Source organism: Bradyrhizobium genosp. L, from assembly GCF_015624485.1.
Lineage (GTDB): Bacteria > Pseudomonadota > Alphaproteobacteria > Rhizobiales > Xanthobacteraceae > Bradyrhizobium.
Map to the genome: position 1 here is coordinate 3647907 of NZ_CP061378.1, position 16911 is coordinate 3664817.

The 16911-nt window shown below is 64.1% G+C and carries 16 protein-coding genes; 12 read left to right on the forward strand and 4 right to left on the reverse strand.

What is annotated here, in order from left to right; translation table 11 throughout:
- Nucleotides 1–302 precede the first annotated feature (302 nt).
- On the forward strand, nt 303–1898 hold the full coding sequence (locus tag IC762_RS16930; RefSeq protein ID WP_210338453.1) for a hypothetical protein: 1596 nt from the start codon (nt 303–305) through the stop codon (nt 1896–1898).
- Nucleotides 1899–2020: 122 nt separating this feature from the next.
- Here the strand turns inward: IC762_RS16930 and IC762_RS16935 are convergent, their stop codons facing one another.
- Both IC762_RS16935 and tyrS read right to left on the reverse strand, forming a co-directional pair.
- A complete protein-coding gene (locus IC762_RS16935; protein WP_195789899.1) occupies nt 2021–3268 on the reverse strand; it encodes an MFS transporter in 1248 nt (415 codons plus the stop codon).
- A 55-nt stretch (nt 3269–3323) separates the two neighbouring features.
- Nucleotides 3324–4577 (reverse strand): tyrosine--tRNA ligase, encoded by a 1254-nt coding sequence (gene tyrS / locus IC762_RS16940; protein WP_195789900.1) that lies wholly within the window; start codon nt 4575–4577, stop codon nt 3324–3326.
- A 151-nt stretch (nt 4578–4728) separates the two neighbouring features.
- Between tyrS and IC762_RS16945 the strand changes: the two genes are divergently transcribed.
- The 3 genes from IC762_RS16945 (at nt 4729) to IC762_RS35260 (ending at nt 6797) form a co-directional block, all read left to right on the forward strand.
- Nucleotides 4729–5832, forward strand: coding sequence for an anhydro-N-acetylmuramic acid kinase (locus tag IC762_RS16945; RefSeq protein WP_195789901.1), 1104 nt, complete (start codon nt 4729–4731; stop codon nt 5830–5832).
- An 83-nt stretch (nt 5833–5915) separates the two neighbouring features.
- Entirely contained in the window at nt 5916–6593 is a 678-nt protein-coding gene (locus tag IC762_RS16950) for a glutathione S-transferase family protein (protein WP_195789902.1), read from the forward strand.
- Between the two features lie 6 nt (nt 6594–6599).
- Nucleotides 6600–6797: an SMR family transporter gene (locus tag IC762_RS35260; RefSeq protein WP_246801596.1), complete on the forward strand. Its 198-nt coding sequence runs from the start codon at nt 6600–6602 to the stop codon at nt 6795–6797.
- Between the two features lie 145 nt (nt 6798–6942).
- Here the strand turns inward: IC762_RS35260 and IC762_RS16960 are convergent, their stop codons facing one another.
- The gene (locus IC762_RS16960; RefSeq protein WP_016843213.1) at nt 6943–7590 is read right to left on the reverse strand and encodes an alpha/beta hydrolase; all 648 of its coding nucleotides are present in this window, start codon (nt 7588–7590) and stop codon (nt 6943–6945) included.
- Nucleotides 7591–7923: 333 nt separating this feature from the next.
- On the opposite strand from IC762_RS16960, the gene IC762_RS16965 reads away from it, so the two are divergent.
- The 8 genes from IC762_RS16965 (at nt 7924) to IC762_RS17000 (ending at nt 15478) form a co-directional block, all read left to right on the forward strand.
- On the forward strand, nt 7924–9081 hold the full coding sequence (locus IC762_RS16965; protein WP_195789903.1) for a cysteine desulfurase family protein: 1158 nt from the start codon (nt 7924–7926) through the stop codon (nt 9079–9081).
- 100 nt (nt 9082–9181) lie between these two features.
- Complete coding sequence (gene sufB, locus IC762_RS16970; RefSeq protein ID WP_195789904.1) at nt 9182–10678, forward strand: Fe-S cluster assembly protein SufB; 1497 nt, start codon at nt 9182–9184, stop codon at nt 10676–10678.
- 57 nt (nt 10679–10735) lie between these two features.
- Entirely contained in the window at nt 10736–11488 is a 753-nt protein-coding gene (gene sufC, locus IC762_RS16975) for a Fe-S cluster assembly ATPase SufC (protein WP_195789905.1), read from the forward strand.
- A 17-nt stretch (nt 11489–11505) separates the two neighbouring features.
- Nucleotides 11506–12828 (forward strand): Fe-S cluster assembly protein SufD, encoded by a 1323-nt coding sequence (gene sufD, locus IC762_RS16980; RefSeq protein WP_195789906.1) that lies wholly within the window; start codon nt 11506–11508, stop codon nt 12826–12828.
- Nucleotides 12825–14072, forward strand: coding sequence for a cysteine desulfurase (locus tag IC762_RS16985; RefSeq protein ID WP_195789907.1), 1248 nt, complete (start codon nt 12825–12827; stop codon nt 14070–14072). The genes sufD and IC762_RS16985 overlap by 4 nt, the downstream gene beginning before the upstream one ends.
- Entirely contained in the window at nt 14069–14440 is a 372-nt protein-coding gene (locus tag IC762_RS16990; protein WP_195789908.1) for an SUF system Fe-S cluster assembly protein, read from the forward strand. Before IC762_RS16985 ends, IC762_RS16990 begins: the two co-directional genes overlap by 4 nt.
- Before the next feature lie 67 nt (nt 14441–14507).
- On the forward strand, nt 14508–14906 hold the full coding sequence (locus IC762_RS16995) for a HesB/IscA family protein (protein WP_433995895.1): 399 nt from the start codon (nt 14508–14510) through the stop codon (nt 14904–14906).
- A gap of 131 nt (nt 14907–15037) precedes the next feature.
- Nucleotides 15038–15478: a TfoX/Sxy family protein gene (locus IC762_RS17000; protein ID WP_195789909.1), complete on the forward strand. Its 441-nt coding sequence runs from the start codon at nt 15038–15040 to the stop codon at nt 15476–15478.
- A gap of 54 nt (nt 15479–15532) precedes the next feature.
- On the opposite strand, the gene IC762_RS17005 is transcribed toward IC762_RS17000, so the two are convergent.
- On the reverse strand, nt 15533–16600 hold the full coding sequence (locus tag IC762_RS17005; RefSeq protein ID WP_195789910.1) for a GGDEF domain-containing protein: 1068 nt from the start codon (nt 16598–16600) through the stop codon (nt 15533–15535).
- Between the last annotated feature and the right edge of the window lie 311 nt (nt 16601–16911).

Genomic DNA, 16911 nt, shown 5'->3' on the forward strand with positions numbered 1-16911 from the left:
GTTGTATTTCGATATGTCTACAATCGTCGCTTCTCATTCGCACGGCTGTAATAGTCCGCCCGCAGATTGCGTGTTCCGACCGCCGACATAGCGGGCGGTGATACGGCCCCGCCTTGAAAAAAACCTACATTGGGAGACTAGCAATGATCGCCAGAGGATCGCGCCCGCTTGCGCCGCTTCCGTTGTCTCGGCCCGTTCTTGCGCTCACGCTACTCGCCTCCACTGCGCTGGCCAGCAGTGTTGCGCGCGCAGATGGCGACGACGTTCATTTCCGGCCGGCTCATCTGTTGTTAAGCCGCGCGGTGTTCGTCAACAACGCTGTCACGATCACGCCCGGCGTCACCCAGCTGCCGCCGAACTGCGTGTCACCCAATTGCGTGACCGCCATCGCGGACGGCAGCTATCCCACGGTGTTCAACAATGACGGGGTCGACGGCTCGTTCGGCGTGACCGCGAAGATCCTGCTCGACGAACTGCGTCTTGACGGCAGGCAGGTGCAGTCGCTCGAGGTGCCGAACAGCGCCCAGCGCGGCGTGTCGCAGGGCAAGGACCAGATGGTTACGAGCTTCTCGTCAAAATCCGAGCTCGCACTCAATCTGTCGCTCGATCACCGCACGGTGACCTTCATGGGCTACCTCGCTCCGATCGGCGCCATCGACGTCTCGAACTCCAACACGCCTGACGTTGTCGATCCGACCAATCCGGTGCCCAACACCAATTTCCGCCTGGTCGCTGAAGTCGACGAGAACGGCCACTTCCACTTCACCAAGATGAATGCGTACAGCGGCAACAACGGCCGCGCCGCGATCTTCAACGACCGGCACGGCGCCGGCGTGTTCTACACCTCCGGCAACGCCGGCAATGGCGGCAACCCGCAGCCCGCAGGCGTTATCACCGGCGCCGGCATGCAGATCGCGACCGAGTCCGACGCGGCGCTCAGCCGGCAGCCGGATCCGGGCGGGCCGTTCCCGCTCGGCAGCTTCAATATCACCGAGCTCGGCCAGAAGGCCGACAAGATCGGCAAGGACACCAATTTCCGCGGTCTGACCGTGTTCAACAACGTGATCTACACGACCAAGGGCAGCGGCGGTAATGGCATCAACACGGTGTATTTCATCGACACCACCGGCAATGCCGCCAACGGCAATCCGAAGGCGTGCCCGAACGGCGTCGGCGTGCCGGCGCCATCGGCGTCGCTGCCGACGACCCAGCTCTTCTACGATGGCTCGAAGCTGGCGACGCAGGGTGTCACGCCCTACAACATGTGCGTACTGAGCGGTTTTCCCACCACGCTGAAGAGCACGACCTCGTTCCCGTTCGGCATCTGGTTCGCCGACGCGAACACGCTCTACGTCGCCGACGAGGGCAACGGCACCGCGACGTTTGATCCGAACTCGAACACCTATTCCGCCGCCAAGGCGCAGACGTCAGCGGGACTGCAGAAGTGGGTGTTCAACAGCACGGCCGGCGTTTGGAAGCAGGTCTACACTCTGCAGGCGGGACTTGACCTGGGTGTGCCCTACACCGTGCAGGGCTATCCGACCGGCAACAATGCCGCGACCGGCCTGCCGTGGTCGCCTGCGACCGACGGCTTGCGCAACATCACGGGCCGCGTCCATCGTGACGGCACGGTATCGATCTGGGCGATCACCTCGACGGTGAGCGGCAACGGCGACCAAGGTGCCGATCCGAATAAGCTCGTGATGATCTCCGACACACTTTCCGCCGTGACGGTGCCGGCCGGTGAGCGCTTTGTCACGCTGCGCACCGCGAGCTCCGGCGAGGCGCTGCGTGGCGTATCGTTCACGCCGGGCACTGGCGATGGCCGCGAGGAGGCCCATGACCGCGGCTCCTGCGGCCGTGATCACCGCGGCGAGGATTGCCGCGACGCCGATTGAACGACAGGCAATGCGGCCTTCGGCCTTTTCCCCCGGGCGTCTGTCGTCCCAGGCGCCCGGCCTGACGCGGATAATCTTCGCGTTTAATCGGCGCAACCCGACCGATCTGCTGCCGACCAAAATCACCGCCGCAGCGCGGGCACCACCAAAAACGGGATCAAGCCGAGCACGACGTTGACCAGCGCGAATGCGATCAACGGATTGTAGCTGTGGGTCCAGTCGTGCAGCAGACCCCCGCTCCAGGAGCCGAGCGCCGAGCCGAGTCCGCTGCCGATCGAGATCGTGCCGAAGATGGTGCCGACGCGCTCGCCGCGAAAGATCTTTAGTGCGGTCGCTGATATCAGCGGGCCGCGCGAGCCGATCATGCTGCCGAAAGAGACGATGAAACCGGTGAGCAGCCAGTAGTTCGGATACCATTGCAACAGCCACAGCAGGATGATGCCGACGATCGAGATGCCGTAGCTGAACAGCACCGATGGCCGGCGTCCGATGATGCCGTCCAGCGTCGACACGCCGAGCATGCCGACGAACAGCGCGACGCCGGAAAATCCCCAGGCGGTCGCCGCCTGCAACGGCGGGAAGCCGACATCGATCAGATAGGCGACGATCTGCGCGGTGAGCGCATACATCGCAACCGCGGTGAAGAAGAAGGTGGAGAACAGGGCCCAGAAGGCGTGGTGACGGATCGCACTGAACAGCGTCCAGCCCTGATCGTCGACGTGGCTCCCGGCCTTCCTCACGACATGCGGCGACCCGCCCGCAAGCAGCCGCCACGGCAGGAAGAACAGCGGCAGTACCAGGCAAAGCGCCGCGCTGCCGAACAGCTGATACGTCTCGCGCCAGCCGATCCGGTCGATCAGCACTTGCGACAGCGGCAGCAGGACGAGCACGCCGGCGCCCATCGCCGAATAGACCACCGCCATGGCGGTCGGCAGCCGCGGTCCGAACCAGCGGCCGAGCAGGATCGAGTTCGGCACGTTGCCGATCAGCGCGGTGCCGAGACCGACGCAGACGCCGACGCTGAGCTGGAATTGCCAGAGATGCTGTGCATGGGCCGCGACCAGAAACGCGCCGCCGAGCAACAATACGCCGAGCGAATAGACGATGCGCGGTCCCGAGCGGTCGAACAGGCGTCCGACCAGCGGCGCGGTCAGGCCGCCGGTGAGCCAGGCCAGCGAATAGACCGAAACCACGTCGGCGCGATCCCAGCCGAAATTTTCCGAGATCGGTTTCAGGAAAACGGTGAAACTGTCACTGAAGCCGCGGCCGAGCAGCGCCAGCACGAAGCACAGCGCCAGCACGTTCAACGCGACGCCGACCGGCTTGGTCGGCTTTGCAAGCTTCTCGTCGCGTGGCGTGTCCTGTTCCATCGCGGGCAGGGAGCGCGCTTTCGTGACTCCCCACAACCGATAAATGCGAATGCGCCTATGCAGGCTTGAGCAAAACGTGCCGCTTCTTGCCGAGCGACAGTTTCACCACGCCTTCCGGCGTGAGGCTGGCGTTCGTCAACAACATCTTCTCGTCGGTGACGGCGGCGTCGTTGACGCGCAGGCCGCCGCCCTTGATCTGCCGGCGCGCTTCGCCGTTCGAGGCGACGAGCTCGGCCTTGACGAAGGCAGCGAGCACGCCGAGGCCGGCGTCAAATTCGCCGCGCGGAATTTCCACTGTCGGCAAGGTCTCGGCCAGCGCGCCTTCCTCGAAAGTGCGGCGCGCGGTTTCGGCAGCCTCGTTGGCCGCGTCACGGCCGTGGAGCAGGGCGGTGGCCTCGGTCGCCAGCACCTTCTTGGCCTCGTTGATCTCGCTGCCACCGAGCGCCGCAAGCTTGTTGATCTCGCTCGTTGGCAGGATGGTGAAGAGCTTGAGGAACTTGACGACGTCGGCGTCCTCGACATTGCGCCAGTATTGCCAGAAGTCGTACGGCGAGAACTGGTCGGCATTGAGCCACACCGCGCCCTTGGCGGTCTTGCCCATCTTGTCGCCGGAGGCGGTGGTCAGCAGCGGCGTGGTCAGCGCGAACAGTTGCGGCGTGCCCATGCGGCGGCCGAGATCGACGCCGTTGACGATGTTGCCCCATTGGTCGGATCCGCCCATCTGCAAGCGGCAGCCGGTGCGGCGCGACAGCTCGACGAAATCGTAGGCCTGGCAGACCATGTAGTTGAACTCGATGAAGCTCATCTCCTGCTCGCGCTCGAGCCGGAGCCGCACCGAATCCATCGTCAGCATGCGGTTGACCGAGAAATGCCGGCCGATGTCGCGCAGCATCTCGATCCAGTTCAGCTTCGTCAGCCACTCCGCATTGTCGAGCATGATCGCGTCGGCATGGCCGTCGCCATAGCGCAGCACTTTCGCAAACACGCCGCGGATCGAGGCCTTGTTGGCTTCGATCTCCGCGACGGTGCGGATCGCGCGGGTCTCGTCCTTGCCGGAGGGATCGCCGACCATGGTGGTGCCACCGCCCATCAAGGTGATCGGCTTGTTGCCGCTCTGCTGCAGCCAGTACAGCATCATCATCGAGAGGAAGTTGCCGATGTGCAGCGACGGCGCGGTGCAGTCATAGCCGACATAGGCGGTCGCTTCGCCCTTCGCGGCAAGCGCGTCCAGCCCCTCGAAATCCGAGCATTGATGGATGAAGCCGCGTTCCTGTAAAGTGTTCAGGAAATCCGATTTAAATGCCGTCATTTGTCTGCGACCGAGATCATTCTTGTTTTACGGTTTTTGCATCAATTTGCGGAACCTTGGCAGTGAGGCTGCCGCAGCCTGACGCGCTGTGGCATTATAGGATGTACTTGTTTGAGACAAGCCGGCGGTTCCGGCCGGAGCGCGACCACCCATGATGTTGACGGCACTTGGACTCATGAGTGGCACCTCGCTCGACGGGGTCGACGTCGCCTTGATCGAGACCGACGGCCGCCAGATCAAGTCCTTCGGGCCGCTCGGCTATCGGCGCTACAGCGACGGCGAACGCAGCCTGCTGCGGCAGGCGCTGAGCGAAGCCGTGCATCTGCCGCAGCGCGACGCCCGGCCGGGCATTTTGCGGCAGGCCGAGCAGGCCGTCACCATCGCCCATGCCGAGGCGGTCGCGGCCTTCACGGCGCAGCACCGGATCACAGCCCAGGATGTCGACATCGTCGGGTTCCACGGTCAGACCGTGCTGCACCGGCCCGAGCGCCGGCTGACCGTGCAGATCGGCGATGCCGCAGCGCTCGCCAGGGCGATCCATATCCCCGTGATGCACGACTTCCGCGCCGCCGATGTCGAAGCCGGCGGGCAAGGCGCGCCGTTCGTGCCGGTCTATCACCGCGCGCTGGCGCAATCGCTCAACCGCGAAGGCCCGATCGTCGTGGTCAATATCGGCGGCGTCTCCAACATCACCTATATCGACGGGTTAGACACGCTGATCGCCTGCGATACCGGGCCAGGCAACGCGCTGCTCGACGACTTCATGTACCGCGAGATGCACCAGCCGTTCGACAACGCCGGCCGTTTTGCGGCGCAGGGCCGGCCGGACGAGGCCTGGATCGCGCAGGCCTTGCGGCTGCCGTTCTTCGCGCTGCCGCCGCCGAAATCGCTCGACCGCAACGATTTCGCCAGCCTCAAGCTCGGCGCCGTGCAGCCTGCCGATGGTGCTGCGACGCTGACCGCCTTCACTGCGGCGGCGATCGCCCGCGTGGTGCCGCTGCTGCCGAAGGTGCCGAAGAGCTGGATCGTCTCCGGCGGCGGCGCCTCCAACCTGACGATGCTGCGGATGCTGCGCGAGCGGCTGGCGCCGGCAAGCGTCGAGGCCGCCGAGGCGCTCGGCTGGGCCGCCGACGGGATCGAGGCGCAGGCCTTCGGCTTCCTTGCCGCGCGCGGCCTGAAAGGCTTGCCGCTGAGCTATCCCGCCACCACCGGCGTGCCGATCCCGATGACCGGGGGCATCATCGCGCGGCCGTGATTTAGATGCAAATGCATCTACCTTGACAGTTCCATGCGATTGCATTTAGTTAGATGCAGATGCATTGAACGCGAGGGTTCGTCATGGCCGGCCTAAAACTGATCAGCCACAAGCTCTGTCCCTATGTGCAGCGCGCGGTGATCGCGCTCGCCGAGAAGGGCGTTGCGTTCGAGCGGATCGACATCGATCTCGCCAACAAGCCGGACTGGTTTCTCAAACTCTCGCCGCTCGGCAAGGTGCCCGTGCTGGTCGTGACCCGTGATGACGGACGTGAAGTCGCGCTGTTCGAGAGCAACGTGATCTGCGAGTACATCGAGGAGACGCAAGACGGCTCCAAGCTGCATCCGCAGGACGCGCTCGTCCGCGCCCAGCATCGCGGCTGGATGGAATTCGGCTCGGCGATATTAGGCGATCTGTGGGGGGTCGAGACGTCAACCGATGCCGCGACCTTCGAAAGCAAGCGGCAGGCGGTCGCCGCAAAATTCGCCCGCGTCGAGGCGGCGCTCGGGGCAGGGCCGTTCTTCGCCGGGGAGAAGTTCAGCCTGGTGGATGCGGTGTTCGCGCCGGTGTTCCGCTATTTCGACCTGTTCGACCAGCTGACCGATCTTCGCGTGTTCACCGATACGCCAAAAGTTCGCGCATGGCGCGGCGCGCTGGCGCAGCGGGAAAGCGTCCGCGGCGCGGTGTCGTCGGATTATCCGGCGTTGTTGCACGCGTTCCTGGTCAGACACCAGGCGCATATGCTGAAGCTCGCGGCGTAACCGATCATGTCGCATTCGCTCGCCTGGATCGCGCTCGTCGTCGCCGGCCTGCTCGATGGCGGCTGGGCTATCTCGATGAAATATGCCGAAGGCTATACGCGGTTCGGCTGGAGCCTGGTTTCGCTCGTGCTGCTCGTCGCCTTTGTCCTCCTGCTCGGACGCGCGCTGCAGGTGCTCGGCGTCGGCGTCGCCCATACGGTGTGAACCGGGATCGGCGCGGCCGGCACGCTGACCTTGGGCGTGCTGCTGTTCAACGAAGCCTTGAACTCGATGAAGGTCACGGGGATCGCGCTGGTGCTGATCGGGATCGCCGCGCTGAAGTTCGCGCCGGAATAGGCGGAACGCGGCGTCACCGCACGTTGGCAAGCCGCATGTCGAGATAGCCGGTGACCGTTTCCATCAGCGGCTCGAGCTTGCCGTCGAAGAAGTGGTTGGCTCCGGGGATGACCTGCTGGTCGATCACGATGCCCTTCTGGGTCTTCAGCTTCTCGACCAGCGTGTTGACGTCCTTGGGCGGCACCACGGCATCCTTGTCGCCATGCACGATCAGGCCCGAGGACGGGCAGGGCGCGAGGAACGAGAAGTCATAGAGATTGGCGGGCGGCGCGATCGAGATGAAGCCCTCGACCTCGGGGCGGCGCATCAGAAGCTGCATGCCGATCCAGGCGCCGAACGAGAAGCCCGCGACCCAGCACGCGCGCGCCTCCGGATTGATCGCTTGCGCCCAGTCGAGCGCGCTGGCAGCGTCCGACAACTCGCCGGTGCCGTGGTCGAACGAGCCCTGGCTGCGGCCGACGCCGCGGAAATTGAAGCGCAGCACCGAGAAGCCGCGATGCGCGAAGGCGTAGTAGCACTGGTAGACGATCTGGTGATTCATCGTGCCGTGGAACTGCGGATGCGGGTGCAGGATCATCGCGATCGGCGCGTTCTTCTGCTTGGCCGGATGGTAACGGCCCTCGAGGCGGCCAGCAGGGCCGGTGAAAATGACTTCAGGCATTGTGATCTCTTGCTTGATCCCTCGATTGATCCGTTGGCATCAATCGATCATGGGCTGACTTCATCGCGCTCGGCAGATAAAGCGCCTCACTCGAAAGGGTGATTGGCGTCGCTGGCGCCGGCACAGACGACGCATTCGTGAACTTTTGAGGCCCGCTTCTAGCATGAGGCAAGGGGCAAAAAGCAAGCATCTTGAGCATTGGAACGCAGCCTTCGCGCGCGAGAGGCGTGATTGCGCGGGACGTTGCGATCGCCACCTGCCATAAGGCGTGTAGGGCCGGCCCCAAACCGCAATGCGAATCACGGGTTTCGCTCAAGAGGTAATATCGTAGGCATGTTCGAGCGCGTCTATCTCGACTGGAATGCCACCACGCCGCTTCGTCCCGAGGCGAAGGCGGCGATGGCTGCCGCGTGGGAGCTCAGCGGCAACCCGTCGTCGGTGCATAGAGAGGGTCGCAAGGCGCGGCGGCTGGTCGAGGACGCCCGCGCCGCCGTCGCCAAGGCGGTCGGCGGCCGGGCGCAGGACACCGTATTCGCATCCGGCGGTACCGAGGCCAATGCGCTGGCGCTGACGCCCGGCTTGCGGCGCGGCGCCGGCGCGCCGGCGATGCGGCTCCTCGTCTCGGCGATCGAGCATGCCTCCGTGCTGGCCGGCGGACGTTTTGCCGCTGATGCGACCAGGACGATCCGGGTCACACGTGGTGGGATCGTCGATCTCGATGATTTGCGCGCGCATCTCGCCGACGGCCCGCCGACGCTGGTGTCGGTGATGTTGGCCAACAACGAGACCGGGGCGATCCAGCCGGTGGCTGATGTTGCCGAGATCGTCCATGCCGCGGGCGGACTGCTGCATGTCGATGCCATCCAGGCCTTCGGCAAGATCCCGTTCGATCTGGCCTCGACGCAGGCCGATCTCGTGACGCTGTCGGCGCACAAGATCGGCGGCCCCAAGGGGGTCGGCGCGCTGGTGCTGGCCGAGGGCGTCGAGGGGCTCGAGCCATTGCTGCGCGGCGGCGGTCAGGAGCTCGGGCGGCGGGCCGGCACCGAAGACGTCGGGGGCATTGCTGGGTTCGGCGCGGCCACCAAGGCGGCGATGACCGGGTTGAAGGCCGATGCCGCGCGGGTACGGGAGCTCCGGGACCGCCTGGAGCATGGATTGCGCCAGACGCCAGAGCTTTTGGTGTTCTCCGACGAGGTCAAACGTCTGCCGAATACCGTGCTGTTCACGGCGCCCGGGATGAAGGCCGAGACCGCGGTGATCGCGTTCGATTTGGCAGGGGTGGCGGTGTCCTCGGGTTCCGCCTGCTCGTCGGGCAAGGTCCAGCCATCGCATGTTTTGGAGGCAATGGGGTACCGCTCCGAGCTGGCGCAGGGAGCGGTGCGGCTTAGTCTTGGCTGGTCTACCACGGCAACAGACGTCGATTTGGCCCTGAAGGCTTGGCGAAAGCTCGCCGATACCCTAGTTAAAGGAGTGCGACGAAACACAGCTTGAACAGTTCTAAGTGAGTGATTTCGTCCCCGAAGCATCGTAAAGAGACTTTCGGAACTTTGAGATCCACCGCGGTCCTTGAAACCGCGAGCGGAGGATATGGATGCCTGCAGTACAAGAGACGGTCGAGCGCGTCCGGCGCATCGACGTCGACCAGTATCGGTATGGGTTCGAGACGTTGATCGAATCCGACAAAGCTCCCAAGGGGCTGTCGGAAGACACCGTCCGCTTCATCTCCGCAAAGAAGGACGAGCCGGCCTGGATGCTGGAGTGGCGCCTGGAGGCGTTCCGCCGCTGGCTGACCATGACCGAGCCGACCTGGGCGCGCGTCGACTATCCGAAGATCGACTATCAGGACCTCTATTACTACGCGGCGCCGAAGGCGAAGAAGAAGCTGTCGTCGATCGACGAGATTGATCCGGAAATCCTCAAGACCTACGAGAAGCTTGGCATTCCCCTGCGCGAGGTCGCGATCCTGGAAGGCGTCGAGCCGGCCCCCGGCGGCGCGCCGTCGCCGAGCCGCAAGATCGCGGTCGATGCTGTGTTCGACTCGGTTTCGGTGGCGACCACCTTCCAGAAGGAATTGAAGGCTGCCGGCGTGATCTTCATGCCGATCTCGGAGGCGATCCGCGAGCATCCTGAGCTGGTGCGGAAATATCTCGGCACGGTGGTGCCGACCTCGGACAATTATTTCGCGACGCTGAACTCGGCTGTGTTCTCCGACGGCTCGTTCGTCTACGTGCCACCGGGCGTGCGCTGCCCGATGGAGCTGTCGACCTATTTCCGCATCAACGAGCGCAACACCGGCCAGTTCGAGCGCACGTTGATCATCGCCGACAAGGGCTCCTATGTGTCCTACCTCGAGGGCTGCACCGCGCCGCAGCGCGACGAGAACCAGCTGCATGCCGCAGTGGTCGAGCTGGTCACGCTCGACGACGCCGAGATCAAGTATTCGACGGTGCAGAACTGGTACCCCGGCAATTCCGAGGGCAAGGGCGGCATCTACAATTTCGTCACCAAGCGTGGCGACTGCCGCGGCAGGAATTCCAAAATCTCCTGGACCCAGGTCGAGACCGGTTCGGCGATCACCTGGAAATATCCGAGCTGCATCCTGCGTGGCGATAATTCGAGCGGCGAGTTCTATTCGATCGCGATCTCGAACGGCTTCCAGCAGGTCGATAGCGGCACTAAGATGATCCATCTCGGCAAGAACACGTCGAGCCGCATCATCTCCAAGGGCATCGCCGCCGGCAAGTCGCAGAACACCTATCGCGGCCTGGTCAGCGCCCATCGCAAGGCGACCGGCGCGCGCAACTACACCGCCTGCGACTCGCTTTTGATCGGCGACAAATGCGGCGCGCACACCGTGCCCTATGTAGAGGCCAAGAACTCGTCGGCGACGTTCGAGCACGAGGCGACGACGTCGAAGATCTCCGAGGATGTGCTGTTCTACTGCATCCAGCGCGGGCTCAGCCAAGAGGAAGCTGTCGGCCTGGTCGTCAACGGCTTCGTCAAGGACGTGCTGCAGCAACTGCCGATGGAGTTCGCGGTGGAAGCGCAGAAGTTGATCTCGATCAGCCTCGAAGGTTCGGTCGGCTAATCCATCCCGTTACAGGACGCGGCTGACGCGCCTCGGGATGATCTCAGGATGAAAATGATGTCTCTGCTTGAAGTGAAAGATCTGCAGGTTCGTGTCGAGGAGCGTGAGATCCTCCACGGGCTGTCGCTGACGGTGAACCCGGGCGAGGTGCATGCGATCATGGGGCCGAACGGCTCCGGCAAGTCGACGCTCTCCCACGTCATCGCCGGCAAGCCCGGCTATGAAGTGACCGGCGGCCAGATCCTGTTCAAGGGCGAAGACCTGCTGGAGATGGCGCCTAACGATCGCGCCGCCAAGGGCGTGTTCCTGGCGTTCCAGTATCCGGTCGAGATTCCCGGCGTCACCACCTGGAACTTCCTGCACGCGGCGCTCAACGCGCAGCGCAAGGCGCGCGGCGAGGACGAGATATCGTCGCCGGCCTTCCTCAAGAAGGTCCGCGAGGTCGCCAAATCGCTCAACATCCCGCAGGACATGCTCAAGCGCGGCGTCAATGTCGGTTTCTCCGGCGGCGAGAAGAAGCGCAACGAGATCCTGCAGATGGCGCTGTTCGAGCCGGCGGTCTGCATCCTCGACGAAATGGATTCCGGCCTCGACATCGACGCGCTCAGGATCGCGGCCGACGGCGTCAACGCGCTGCGCTCGCCGGAGCGCGCGATGGTCGTGATCACCCACTATCAGCGGCTGCTCAATTACATCGTGCCCGACGTCGTGCACGTGATGTCGAAGGGCAGGGTCGTGAAGAGCGGCGGCAAGGAACTGGCGCTGGAACTGGAAGAGTCCGGCTATGCGCAGTTCGAGGACGCCGCCTGAGGTTTGCGAGTTTTGAAATGAACGTTGTTGCAAAGACCGAGACCGGACGTGCGCTGGGCGAAGCTTTCGCCGTCGCGCGCGACCGTCTGCCGGGCAAGGGCAAGATCGCCGACGAGCGGCGCCAGGCTTTCGATGCCTATGAGCGCGCAGGGTTGCCGCATCGCCGGATCGAGGACTGGAAATACACCGATCTCCGCGCGCTGATGCGCGAGGTCCTGCCGCTCGCACCGGCGCCGGATGCCGCCGCGCTCAAGCGTGCTGCTGCCGCCGTCAAGGCGCATGCAATCGCGGGCGTGCGCCTTCTGGTGCTGGTCGACGGCATGCTCGCGCCCGATCTCTCCGATCTCGACAACCTCGACAAGGGGCTGACGATCCGCCCGCTGCGCGAGGTGCTGGATGCCGGCGATGGCGCGCTGTCTGTGCAGGCCTTCGCCTCCGACACCACCAATCCGATGATCGCGCTGAACGGTGCGATGGCGACCGACGGTGTCGTCATCGAGGTCGGCAACGGCACGGTACTGAGCAGACCGCTGCACGTCGTTCATGTTGCCGCAAGCGCAACACCTGTTGCGATGTTTACCCGCTCGCTGCTACGGCTCGGCCGCGACACCGGCGCGACGCTGGTAGAGAGCTATCTCGCCGCCGAGGGGGCCAAGGCCTACCAGGCGCATGACGGGCTGGTGGTGGCGATCGGCGACAATGCGCGGCTCGACCACGTCAGGCTGGTCGAGGACGCGATCGACGCCTTCAACATCTCGTCCGCAACCATCACGCTCGGCGCGCATGCGCATTTCAACACCTTCGGGATGACCACGGGCGGCCATGTCAGCCGCTACCAGCTCACGGTGGCGTGCGCCGGCGAGCATTCCAAGGTCGAGACCAACGGCGTCAATCTGATCAACGGCAAGCAGCACGCCGACACCACGTTGTTCATGGATCACGCGGTACCGAACTGCGCCAGCCGTGAGCTGTTCCGTGCGGTGGTCGACGATCGCGCTCATTCCGTGTTCCAGGGCCGCATCATCGTCCGTCCCGACGCGCAGAAGACCGACGCCAAGATGATGACACGAGCGCTGCTGCTGTCTGACGATGCCGAAGCCGACAACAAGCCGGAGCTCGAGATTTTCGCGGACGACGTCACGTGCGGCCATGGCGCGACCACCGGCGCGCTCGACGAGAGCCTGCTGTTCTATATGCGCGCTCGCGGTCTGCCGGAGAAGGAGGCGCAGGCGCTTCTGATCCAGGCCTTCGTCGGCGAGGCGATCGAAACCATTGCCAGCGACGATCTGCGCGAGGTCGCGATCGCGACCGCGCGGCGCTGGCTGGAGGCAAGGGCATGAGCACGCACCCGGCTGTCTCCAACGGTGCCTACGACGTCGCGCGCGTGCGGCAGGATTTCCCGGCGCTGGCCATGCAGGTCTATGGCAAGCCGCTGGTCTATCTCGACAACGCTGCGTCGGCGCAAAAGCCCAATGCGGTGCTCGACCGCATGACGGAAGCCTACAAGAGCGAATACGCCAACGTGCATCGCGGCCTGCATTACCTCGCCAACGCCGCGACCGAAGCTTACGAAGGCGCGCGCGGCAAAGTGGCGAAATTCATCAACGCCCGCCGCAATGAAGAGATCGTCTTCACCCGCAACGTCACCGAGGCGATCAACCTGGTGGCGTCGTCATGGGGTGCGCCCAACATTGGGGAGGGCGACGAGATCGTCCTCTCGATCATGGAGCACCACTCCAACATCGTGCCGTGGCATTTCCTGCGCGAACGCCAAGGCGCGGTGATCAAATGGGCACCCGTCGACGACGAGGGCAACTTCCTGATCGAGGAGTTCGAAAAACTCCTGACGCCCAGAACCAAGATCGTCGCGATCACCCAGATGTCGAACGCGCTGGGCACCCTGGTGCCGGTCAGGGAGGTGATCCGGATCGCGCACGCCCGCGGCATTCCCGTGCTGGTCGACGGCGCGCAGGGCGCGGTGCACTTGCCGATCGACGTGCAGGACCTCGATTGCGATTTCTATGCCTTCACCGGCCACAAGGTGTACGGGCCGACAGGGATCGGTGCGCTCTATGCCAAGCACGAGCATCTCGTCGCGATGCGGCCGTTCAACGGCGGCGGCGAGATGATCCGCGAGGTTGCCAAGGACTGGGTCACCTACGGCGATCCGCCGCACAAGTTCGAAGCCGGCACTCCGCCGATCGTCGAGGCGATCGGGCTCGGTGCTGCGATCGACTACGTCAATTCGATCGGCAAGGAGCGAATCGCGGCGCATGAGCACGATTTGCTCAGCTATGCGCAGGAGCGGCTACGCGAGATCAACTCGCTGCGGCTGATCGGCACCGCTCGCAACAAGGGCCCGGTGATCTCCTTCGAGATGAAGGGCGCGCATCCCCACGACGTCGCCACCGTGATCGACCGCCAGGGCATCGCGGTGCGCGCTGGCACCCATTGCGTGATGCCGCTTTTAGAGCGGTTCAACGTCACGGCCACCTGCCGTGCCTCGTTCGGGATGTATAATACCAAGGAAGAAGTCGACCATCTGGCGCAGGCGCTGATCAAGGCGCGGGAATTGTTCGCATGACCGATACAGCCGAAATGAAGGCAGCCACCGTCGAGACCACCTCGGCGCTGCCGCCTGAGGAAACCGAGCGCCTGAGCGGCGAGATCGTCGCGGCGCTGAAGACGGTGTTCGATCCGGAGATTCCGGCCGACATCTACGAGCTCGGCCTGATCTACAAGGTCGACCTCAAGGACGACCGCGCCGTCGACATCCTGATGACCCTGACCACGCCGAACTGCCCGGCCGCGGGCGAGCTGCCGACCATGGTGGAGAACGCGGTCGCCAGCGTTCCCGGCGTCGGCGTCGTCAGCGTCAATCTGGTCTGGGATCCGGCCTGGTCGCCGGACCGGATGTCGGACGAGGCACGCCTCGTCCTCAATATGTGGTGATGTGTTAGGGAACGGGATCTAGGCTTCGGGAAAGATCGGCAATTGATTTGCTGCTGGGACGGACCACATGACTGACATGACACACGCTTCACCAATGCCCGCCAAGCCGAAGCGACCGCGCCCGCAGGTCATGAAACTGACCGATGCCGCGGCCGAGCGCATCTCCGAGCTGACCCAGCGCGCCGACTCCGAAATCGTCGGCCTGCGCGTCGGCATCAAGAACGGCGGCTGCGCCGGCCAGTCCTATACCGTCGAATATGCCCACGAGATCCGCCCGACCGACGAAGTGGTCGAGGACAAGGGCGTCAAGATCCTGGTCGATCCCAAGGCCGTGCTGTTCTTGCTCGGCACCGAGATGGACTACAAGGCCGACAAGATGCAGGCCCAGTTCGTGTTCAACAACCCGAACCAGATCTCCGCCTGCGGCTGCGGCGAGTCAGTGCAGCTCAAGCCGGCGACGGTCTAATTGCTGTCGTCCCGGCGGAGTCCGGGACCATAACCACCACTGTTGATTATTGACCGGGTCGTCACCCATCTTGCCTCATCGATAGGTCTCGGCGTATGGGTCCCGGCCTTCGCCGGGACGACGGTGGACAGATGGACCGCGAATTCCTGACCGACCTGTTCGCCGATTTTGGCCCGGTAACCCTGCGCCGGATGTTTTCCGGCTACGGCATCTCAGCCGACGGCACCAATTTCGCGCTCGCGCTGCGCGCCGGGCTCTACTTCCGCGCCGACGACCAGACCATTCCGCAATTCGAGGCGGAGGGTTCGAAGCCGTTCCAGTATCAGACAAGCTCGAAGACGGTGACGGTCAATTCGTACTGGCAACTGCCGGCGCGGCTGTTCGACGACACCGAGGAGCTTGCAGTGTGGGCGCGCTCGGCGCTTGGCGCCGCCCAGCGCGCGGCGTTGCGCAAGCGGCCGCGGAAGGCGAAGGCGCCGGTGAAGGCGGTGAGCAAGGCCAAGAAGCCTGCCGCGAAGAAGAACCGTAGGGTGGGCAAAGCGAAGCGTGCCCACCATGTCCGATCGCGCTAGAATGGTGGGCACGGCGCCACGCGCCTTTGCCCACCCTACAGATCTGCCGTGAGCTCACGCCACACGGGTCTGCGTCTCGGCGTTGTATTCGGGATCGGCTTCGCAGATCACGCGGTTGCGGCCGGCGCGTTTGGCGGCGTAGAGGCAGGCGTCGGCGCGTTCGATCAGCGAATCCGTGTCGTCGCCTTGCTTCAGCATGGAGACGCCGACCGAGATCGTGACGCGGCCGAGGATTTCGCCGGTCGACTTCTTCTTCAATTCCTTGGCCATCACCGCGCGGCGGATATGGTCGGCGACCGTCAGCGCCTGGCGCAGTGCGGTGTTGGGCAGCACCACCGCGAATTCCTCGCCGCCATAGCGCGCCGTGATGTCCTGGCCCTTGATGGTCTGCTTCAGCGACTGCGCCACCAGCCGCAGCACCTGGTCGCCGGTGAGGTGGCCGTAGGAATCGTTGAACGACTTGAAATGGTCGATGTCGAACATCAACAGCGATAGCGGTTCGCCGGAGGCGAGCGCGGTCTGCACCGCCATGTCGATCGAGCGGTCGAAATATTTGCGGTTGCCGAGGCCGGTGAGCGGATCGGTCAGGCTCTCGGCGCGGATCGCCTCGAGGCTGTGCTGGAGATCGCTGATCTCGGATTTCGACAGCGCCAGCCGGTTCTCCAGCGCCTGGTTGGTCTCGCGCATTTCGCGGGTCGATTTCGCCAGGCTCTCGACGATGGCCTTGATCTGATCGCGGCTCGTCGCGGTCGCCAGCTTGTCGCTGGCGCCGACCAGGCTCGCGTCATAATTCGCTGACACGCCGAGTGCGTCGGTGATCAGCCGCATCACGGCGTCGATCTCTCCGATGACGCGGGCGCCGACCTTGTCGATCCGGTCGGATGTCTTGATGTGCGAAAGATAGGTCTCGTAGATCTGCTCGAGATCGGCTTCGGTGAGCTTGCCGCTGCGCGCCAGCGTCTCGTTGATGATCTTGTTGAGCGGCGCGTTGTATCCGGTCGCGTAGACGTACCAGATTTCATAGTTGCGGGGGACGGCGGTCTGGCGAAGCGAGCGGATCTGGCCAAGCGCGACTTCCGCGAAGGCCAATGTACGTTCGTGTTCGTCCAGCAGTTTGACCACTGTTACGTCCCCAATGCGCAGCAAGTACCGGTTGATGCCCGGCAGTAATGACTAAATTATCGGCGCAAGGGTACGGGACGAGAATGAAGGCAAGGTAAACAGTAAAAGTACGGGAAGCCGGTCGCGGGGGTGCCGGCGTGCAGCACGACACAGGCTTTCGCCTGGCGTACATTGTTCGGACAATTCGGCGTTCACTCACATCAAACGCGCCAGAAAGCGCGCTTCGATGGCCGGCGGAAAGAGCCGATCTTAGCGGCACCGGACGTCGCCTGAAACTCGTCAGGCCAAAGCTTGCCCAGAGCCCAAAGGGT

Bases quoted from the DNA above. Each gene is read 5' to 3' on its own strand.
- sufD (WP_195789906.1), top strand. From the start codon at position 11,506: ATGAACGTTGTTGCAAAGACCGAGACCGGACGTGCGCTGGGCGAAGCT.
- IC762_RS16945 (WP_195789901.1), top strand. From the start codon at position 4,729: ATGATGTTGACGGCACTTGGACTCATGAGTGGCACCTCGCTCGACGGG.
- IC762_RS16990 (WP_195789908.1), top strand. From the start codon at position 14,069: ATGACCGATACAGCCGAAATGAAGGCAGCCACCGTCGAGACCACCTCG.
- IC762_RS16965 (WP_195789903.1), top strand. From the start codon at position 7,924: ATGTTCGAGCGCGTCTATCTCGACTGGAATGCCACCACGCCGCTTCGT.
- IC762_RS17000 (WP_195789909.1), top strand. From the start codon at position 15,038: ATGGACCGCGAATTCCTGACCGACCTGTTCGCCGATTTTGGCCCGGTA.
- sufB (WP_195789904.1), top strand. From the start codon at position 9,182: ATGCCTGCAGTACAAGAGACGGTCGAGCGCGTCCGGCGCATCGACGTC.
- IC762_RS16960 (WP_016843213.1), bottom strand. From the start codon at position 7,590: ATGCCTGAAGTCATTTTCACCGGCCCTGCTGGCCGCCTCGAGGGCCGT.
- IC762_RS16935 (WP_195789899.1), bottom strand. From the start codon at position 3,268: ATGGAACAGGACACGCCACGCGACGAGAAGCTTGCAAAGCCGACCAAG.
- sufC (WP_195789905.1), top strand. From the start codon at position 10,736: ATGTCTCTGCTTGAAGTGAAAGATCTGCAGGTTCGTGTCGAGGAGCGT.
- IC762_RS16995 (WP_433995895.1), top strand. From the start codon at position 14,508: ATGACTGACATGACACACGCTTCACCAATGCCCGCCAAGCCGAAGCGA.
- IC762_RS16985 (WP_195789907.1), top strand. From the start codon at position 12,825: ATGAGCACGCACCCGGCTGTCTCCAACGGTGCCTACGACGTCGCGCGC.
- IC762_RS16950 (WP_195789902.1), top strand. From the start codon at position 5,916: ATGGCCGGCCTAAAACTGATCAGCCACAAGCTCTGTCCCTATGTGCAG.
- tyrS (WP_195789900.1), bottom strand. From the start codon at position 4,577: ATGACGGCATTTAAATCGGATTTCCTGAACACTTTACAGGAACGCGGC.
- IC762_RS35260 (WP_246801596.1), top strand. From the start codon at position 6,600: ATGTCGCATTCGCTCGCCTGGATCGCGCTCGTCGTCGCCGGCCTGCTC.